This is a genomic window from Hydrogenophaga sp., assembly GCF_026125825.1.
Taxonomy (GTDB): Bacteria; Pseudomonadota; Gammaproteobacteria; order Burkholderiales; family Burkholderiaceae_C; genus Hydrogenophaga.
In genome coordinates this window covers 1-6,157 of record NZ_JAHCKK010000147.1, presented here as the reverse complement: position 1 = coordinate 6,157, position 6,157 = coordinate 1, and the positions used below count along the sequence as shown (strand labels likewise).

Genomic DNA, 6,157 nt, shown 5'->3' with positions numbered 1-6,157 from the left:
TCGAGCACCACGTGCGCGTTGGTGCCGCTGAAGCCGAACGAGCTCACGCCGGCGATGCGGCGCCCGCCGATGGGCTGCCACGGCGTGTGCTCGGTGGGCACGCGCAGCGCGTGGTCGGCCCACGGGATGTGCGGGCTGGGGGTCTTGAAATGCAGGTGGGCCGGGATCTCGCGGTGCTGCAGCGAGAGCACGAGCTTGATGAGGCCGGTGATGCCGGCGGCCGCCTCCAGGTGGCCGATGTTGGTCTTGACCGAGGCCAGCCACAGGGGCTGATCGCGGTCCTTGCCGAACACCGCGCCCAGGGCCTGCACTTCCAGCGGGTCGCCAAGCTGCGTGCCGGTGCCATGCGCCTCGACCAGGCCCACCTGGTGCGGCGCCACGCCGGCGCTGGCCAGCGCTTCGCGGATCACGGCTTCCTGCGCCGGGCCGTTGGGGGCGGTCAGCCCGCTGCTGGGGCCGTCCTGGTTGACCGCGCTGCCGCGGATCACGGCGAGCACGCGGTCGCCATCGGCCTGGGCGTCGCTCAGGCGCTTGAGCACCACCATGCCGCAGCCCTCGCCGCGCGCGAAGCCATCGGCCGAGGCGTCGAAGGTCTTGCAGCGGCCATCGGGCGCGAGCATGCGCGAGTGCGACAGCGCGATGTAGAGATCGGGCGAGAGGATGAGGTTGACGCCGCCGGCCAATGCCATGCGGCATTCGCCGCTGCGCAGGGCCTGGCAGGCCAGGTGCACGGCCACCAGCGAGGACGAGCAGGCGGTGTCCAGCGTCAGGCTGGGGCCCTGCAGGCCCAGCAGGTACGACAGGCGGCCCGAGAAGATGCTGTGCGCGATGCCCGAGGTGAAGTGCGCGTCGAGCAGCGAGCGGTCGCCGCTCATGAGCTGCATGTAGGCGTAGTCGCTCGCGGTCACGCCCACATAGACGCCGGTGCGCGAGCCTTCGAGTTGGTCGGGTGCCTGGCCGGCGTTCTCCAGGGCTTCCCAGCCCACCTCCAGCAGCAGGCGCTGCTGAGGGTCCATGCCTTGTGCTTCGCGCGGGGCGATGCCGAAGAAGCCGGCGTCGAAGCGGTCGACCGGGCCGAGAAAGCCGCCCTGGCGCGTGGCGATGCGCCCGGGGGCTTCGGGGTCGGGGTCGTAGAGCGCGTCCATGTCCCAGCGGTCGGCGGGCGTGGGGCCGATGGCGTCCACGCCGTCGCGCATGAGGCGCCAGAAGCTCTCGGCGTCGTTGCCGCCGCCGGGCACGCGGCAGCCCAGGCCGATCACCGCGATCGGCTCGCGCGCGGCACGCTCCATGGCGGCCAGGCGCGACTGCGCGTCCTCCAGGGCCAGGAAGGCCCGCTTGAGGGGCGACAGGGCCGCGGGCTCCTGTGGCGCAGCGGCGGAATTCGGGCGCTCGTCGTTCATGTTTTTCCCAGGCGGTCGAGCAGCAGGGCCTCGATCTCCGCATCGCTCATGGCCGCCACCGCGGCCTCGCCCAGCACCTCGGGCGCGGGTGCCGATTCCTTGCCCGGCGCCACCGGCGCCGCCGCCTCGGGCGGCGCCAGACGGGCCAGCAGGTGGCTGGCCAGGGCGTCGATCGTCGGGTAGTCGAACATCAGGGTGGCGGGCAAAGGCTTGTCCAGGCCCAGGCTGGCGCCCAGCTGGTTGCGCAGCTGCACCGCCATCAAGGAATCAAAACCCAGGTCCATCAGCCGATCATGCCGCCCAGGTGTGTCATTTGCGTCCAGGCGCAGCACACGCACGACCCGATCGCGCACGAATTCACGCAAAAGCTCCAGGCGTTCGCCCGCCAGTGCGTTGTCCAGCCGCTCGCGCAGGGCGCCGCCCGGGCTCTGCGCCGGTGTGTCGGCCGCAGCCACCACCGCCGAAACCTCGTCGGGCTGCGCAACGGGGGCGCCCGCCGACGCGTCGCCGGGCACGCGCGCGGCGATGACGTGCTGGCCGAGCAGCTCGGCGCTGGAGCCGGCCTGGGGCCAGGCGCCGGTGGCGTCGAAGCCCGCCTCGCGCAGCGCCTGCAGCCAGGTCGCCGGCGGCAGCAGCGGGTTGTCGGTGCGCAGGTCGTCGGCGAAATGCTGCCAGCCTTCGATGAGGCCGGTGGTCATGTCGAACCAGGCCATGTGCGCCGTGGACTCGACCAGCAGCAGCACGCCGCCCGGGGCCAGCAGCTGGTGCAGGCGCGAGAGGGTCAGGCGCAGGTCCTTGCTGGCGTGCACGGCGTTGGCCGAGACGATGAGGTCGAAGCTGTGCGCCGCCACGCCCTGCTCCAGCGGGTCGCGGTCCATGTCGAGCACGCCGTAGCTCACGAAGGGGTATGCCGCGAAGCGCTCGCGCGCGCGCTCCATGAAGAAGTCGGAGACGTCGGTGAAGCGGTACGCCGTGCGGTCGGCCGGCAAGGCGGGCAGCAGCGAGGCGGTGGTGCCGCCCGTGCCCGCGCCGATCTCGAGCACGCGCAACTGGCGGCCGGGGGCCACCGAGGCGCCCAGGGCCTCCAGGCCCGAGGCCGCCAGCGCGTTGATGTAGCGCATGGTGGCCGAGCGCTCGTACAGGCCTTCGGCCAGCTCGAAGCCACCACCGGGGAACAGGGTTTCCAGCGGGCTCTCGCCGCCGCGCAGCACCGGGCTCACGAGCCCGCCGCAGTGGCGCACATAGGCCAGCAGCGGCTGGTTGTCGGCAAACAGCGCTTCGGCCTCGCGCCAGAGCGCGGCCAGGTCGGGCTCGGCCAGCGGCGCGCGCGCCACGAAACGCTCGCCGTCCCGGATCAGATCGCCCTGGGCGACCAGGCGGTCCAGCCAGCGCTGCACCAGGTGGCCGTAGGTCGGGGCAATGCCCGCGCGCTGCAGCACCTGGACCAGGCTGTGGCCCTCGCCGGCCGCCTTGAAGAGCCCGCCGTCGCGCAGGGTGCGCACGGCGTGGGCCGAGGTGATGCGCTCCAGGCAGGCCCATTTGGCCGGGTAGGAGGCGGCGTTGAGGTCGAGCGGGCCGCGCTCGGCCTGGCGCTGCAGCGCGCGCGTGAGCGCGTCCCAGCGGCGGGCCGCGCCATCGGCCGCGGTGGCGGGCTGGCCCACCACGTCCATCCAGTGGCGGCGCTCGCGGAAGGGGTACGTGGGCAGGGCCACGCGCTGGCGGGGCTGCCCGGCGTCCAGCGCGGCCCAGTTCACATCGGCCCCTGCCAGGTACAGGCGCTGCAGGCCTTCGAGCAGATCGGTCCAGTCGGCGCGCTCGCGGTGCAGCGAGGGCAGCCACTCGGCCGGGCTGGCGGAAGCGCATTCGGCCCCCATGCCCAGCAGCACGGGGTGCGGGCCGATCTCGATGAAGTGCGTGATGCCCTGGGCCAGCAGCACCTGCAGGGACTGCTCGAAGCGCACCGGCTGGCGCATGTGGTCCAGCCAGTAGCCCGGGCGGCCGATCTCCTCCACCCCCGCGAACTGCCCGGTGAGGTTGGACACCAGCGCGATCTGCGGCGCCGAGAAGCGCACGCCTTCGAGCGCGCGGCCGAACTCGGGCAGCACCGGCTCGATCCAGCGCGAGTGCGCGGCGTGCGGCACGCGCAGCGCCTTGGCGCGCACACCGGCGCGCTCCAGGTGCGCCAGCAGGGCGTCCACCTCGGTGCGCAGGCCGCTGACGACAAAGTGCTCGGGGCCGTTGTAGGCGGCGATGGTCAGGCCGCCACCGGCGCGCGCCAGCTCGGCCGTCACCACCGCTTCGGGCGCGAAGACCGCGGCCATGCCGCCGTTGGGCGGCAGCGCGTGCGTGAGGCGGCCGCGCTCGGTCACCAGGCGCAAGGCGTCGTCCAGCGAGAGCATGCCGGCCACGCAGGCGGCGGCGTACTCGCCCAGGCTGTGGCCCATCACGGCCACCGGTTCGATGCCCCAGGAGCGCCACAGCGCGGCCAGGGCGTATTCGATGGCAAAGGTGGTGGGCTGGGCGTACAGGGTGTCGTTGATCGGCGAGGCCTCGCCGGGCGCGGCAAAGATCACGTCGAGCAGGCCCAGCGGCAGCCGGGGCGCCAGAAGGGCCGCGCACTCGTCGAGCGCCTGGCGGAACACCGGCGCGCTGTCGTACAGGGCCCGGCCCATGCCGGCGTGCTGCGCGCCCTGCCCGGTGAACAGGAACGCGACCTGCGGGCGCTGCGCGCCGGGCACCTGGCTGGCCACGGCCTGGGCCAGCCCTTGCCGGATCTCGTCGATGCCCGAACCCAGCACCGCCACACGGTGGCTGAAGTGGGCACGGCCGGCATTGGCGGTGAAGCAGATGTCGGCCAGGGGCGCGGCGGCCGTGGCCAGCGCCGCCTCGTGGCGGCGCACGAGTTCCTGCAGCGTGGCGCCATCTCGCGCGGAGAGCGCCAGCAGGTGCAGCGGTCGCGGCGTGCCGGCCGGGGCGGCGGCCCGCTCGGGCGCCTCTTCCAGGATGACGTGGGCGTTGGTGCCGCTGAAGCCGAACGAGCTCACGCCAGCGAGGCGGCGGCCGTCGATGGGGGCCCAGGGCGTGACCTGGGTGGGCACGGTCAGCGCCAGGCGGTCCCAGGCGATGTGCGGGCTGCCGGTGCGGAAGTGCAGGTGCGGCGGGATTTCGCGCCGCTGCATCGCCAGCACCACCTTGATCACGCCGGCCATGCCGGCAGCGGCCTCGAGGTGGCCGATGTTGGTCTTGACCGAGCCGATGGGCAGCGGCTGCGCCGCGCTGCGGCCCTCGCCCAGCACCGCGCCGAGCGCGCCCACCTCGATGGGGTCGCCCAGGGGCGTGCCGGTGCCATGGGCTTCGACGTAGCCGATCGCGCGGGCCGGCACGCGGGCCGATGCCAGCGCTGCGCGCAACACCGCCTCCTGCGCCGGCCCGTTGGGCACGGTCAGGCCGCCGCTGCGGCCGTCCTGGTTGAGCGCGCTGCCGCGCACCACGGCCAGCACGCGGTCGCCCTGCGCCAGCGCGTCCGAGAGGCGGCGCAGCACCAGCACGGCGCAGCCTTCGCCGCGCACGTAGCCATCGGCGGCGGCGTCGAAGGTCTTGCAGCGGCCGTCGGGCGCCATCATGCGGGCGCGCGAGAAGTTGATGTTCATCTCGGGCGTGAGGATCAGGTTCACCGCCCCGCTCAAGGCCATGTCGCACTCGCCCGCGCGCAGGGCCGCGCAGGCCTGGTGCAGGGCCACGAGCGACGAGGAACAGGCGGTGTCCACCACGACCGCGGGCCCTTGCAGGCCGAGGAAGTACGACAGCCGGCCCGCCACCACGCTGTAGGCGTTGCCGGTGCTGAAGTAGGCGTCGATGAGTTCGCGGTGGGCGAACAGGGCGCGCCCGTAGTCGTTGTTGCTCACGCCCAGGTAGACGCCGGTGCGCGAGCCGGCAAGCTCGGGGCCGGCGTGGCCGGCGTCTTCCAGCGCCTCCCAGCTCACCTGCAGCATGAGGCGCTGCTGCGGATCCATGCTGGCGGCCTCGCGCGGCGAGATGCCGAAGAACTCGGCGTCGAAACGGTCCACCTGGTCGATGAAGCCGCCAAAGCGCGTGGTCATCTTGCCGGGGGCGTCCGGGTCCTCGGCGTAGAGCGCGTCCAGCGACCAGCGCTCCGCCGGGATGCCCTGGATGGCATCGGTGCCCGACCACAGCAGCTCCGCGAAGCCCTGCGCGTCGTGCACGCCGCCGGGCAGGCGCATGCCCATGCCGACGATGGCGATGGGTTCGTGCAGCGCCGCCTGTGCGCGAGCAAGCTGCGCCTTGAGATCGCGGATCTCCAGCAGCGCGCGCTTGACGGGGGTGAGCGCTTCGGCGCCCGCAGGGGTGTCTGTCATGTGTGCTCCGAGGACCCGCTTTCGAGTTCCTTCAACAAGAGGGCTTCGGCTTCTTCGTCGCTGAGGTCGGCCAGTTCGTCGAGCGCGGCTGGCGCGGCGGCCGGCGCGGCGATCGGCCTGGCCGGTGCCGCCTCGGCCTCCAGGCCCAGGGTGCGCAGCAGGCTGGTGGCCAGCGCGTCCAGCGTGGGGTAGTCGAACAGCAGCGTGGCCGGCAATGGGTGGGCGAAGGCTTTGGCCAGGGCGTTGCGCAGTTCGACCGCCATCAGGGAATCCAGGCCGATGTCCTTGAGCGCGATGCGGGGCTGCAGCGGCTGCGCCGCCTCCAGGCCCAGCACCTGCAAGGTGCGCTCGCCCAGGTAGGCGATGAGGGCCGCGCGGCGC

Annotated in this window: 3 protein-coding genes; all 3 read right to left on the bottom strand. The window is 73.3% G+C overall.

Annotated elements, in window-relative coordinates:
• Positions 1-1,400, bottom strand: a 1,400-nt coding sequence (locus tag KIT86_RS23660; protein WP_297402969.1) for a type I polyketide synthase, incomplete at its 3' end; no start/stop codon positions are given.
• On the bottom strand, positions 1,397-5,776 hold the full coding sequence (locus tag KIT86_RS23655) for a beta-ketoacyl synthase N-terminal-like domain-containing protein (protein ID WP_297402967.1): 4,380 nt from the start codon (positions 5,774-5,776) through the stop codon (positions 1,397-1,399). The genes KIT86_RS23655 and KIT86_RS23660, both read right to left, overlap by 4 nt.
• Positions 5,773-6,157: acyl carrier protein (locus KIT86_RS23650; RefSeq protein ID WP_297402965.1), on the bottom strand; the 385-nt coding region annotated here is incomplete at its 5' end. The genes KIT86_RS23650 and KIT86_RS23655, both read right to left, overlap by 4 nt.

Excerpts from the sequence above, each read along its gene's own strand:
- KIT86_RS23655 (WP_297402967.1), bottom strand. The coding sequence starts at position 5,776 with ATGACAGACACCCCTGCGGGCGCCGAAGCGCTCACCCCCGTCAAGCGC.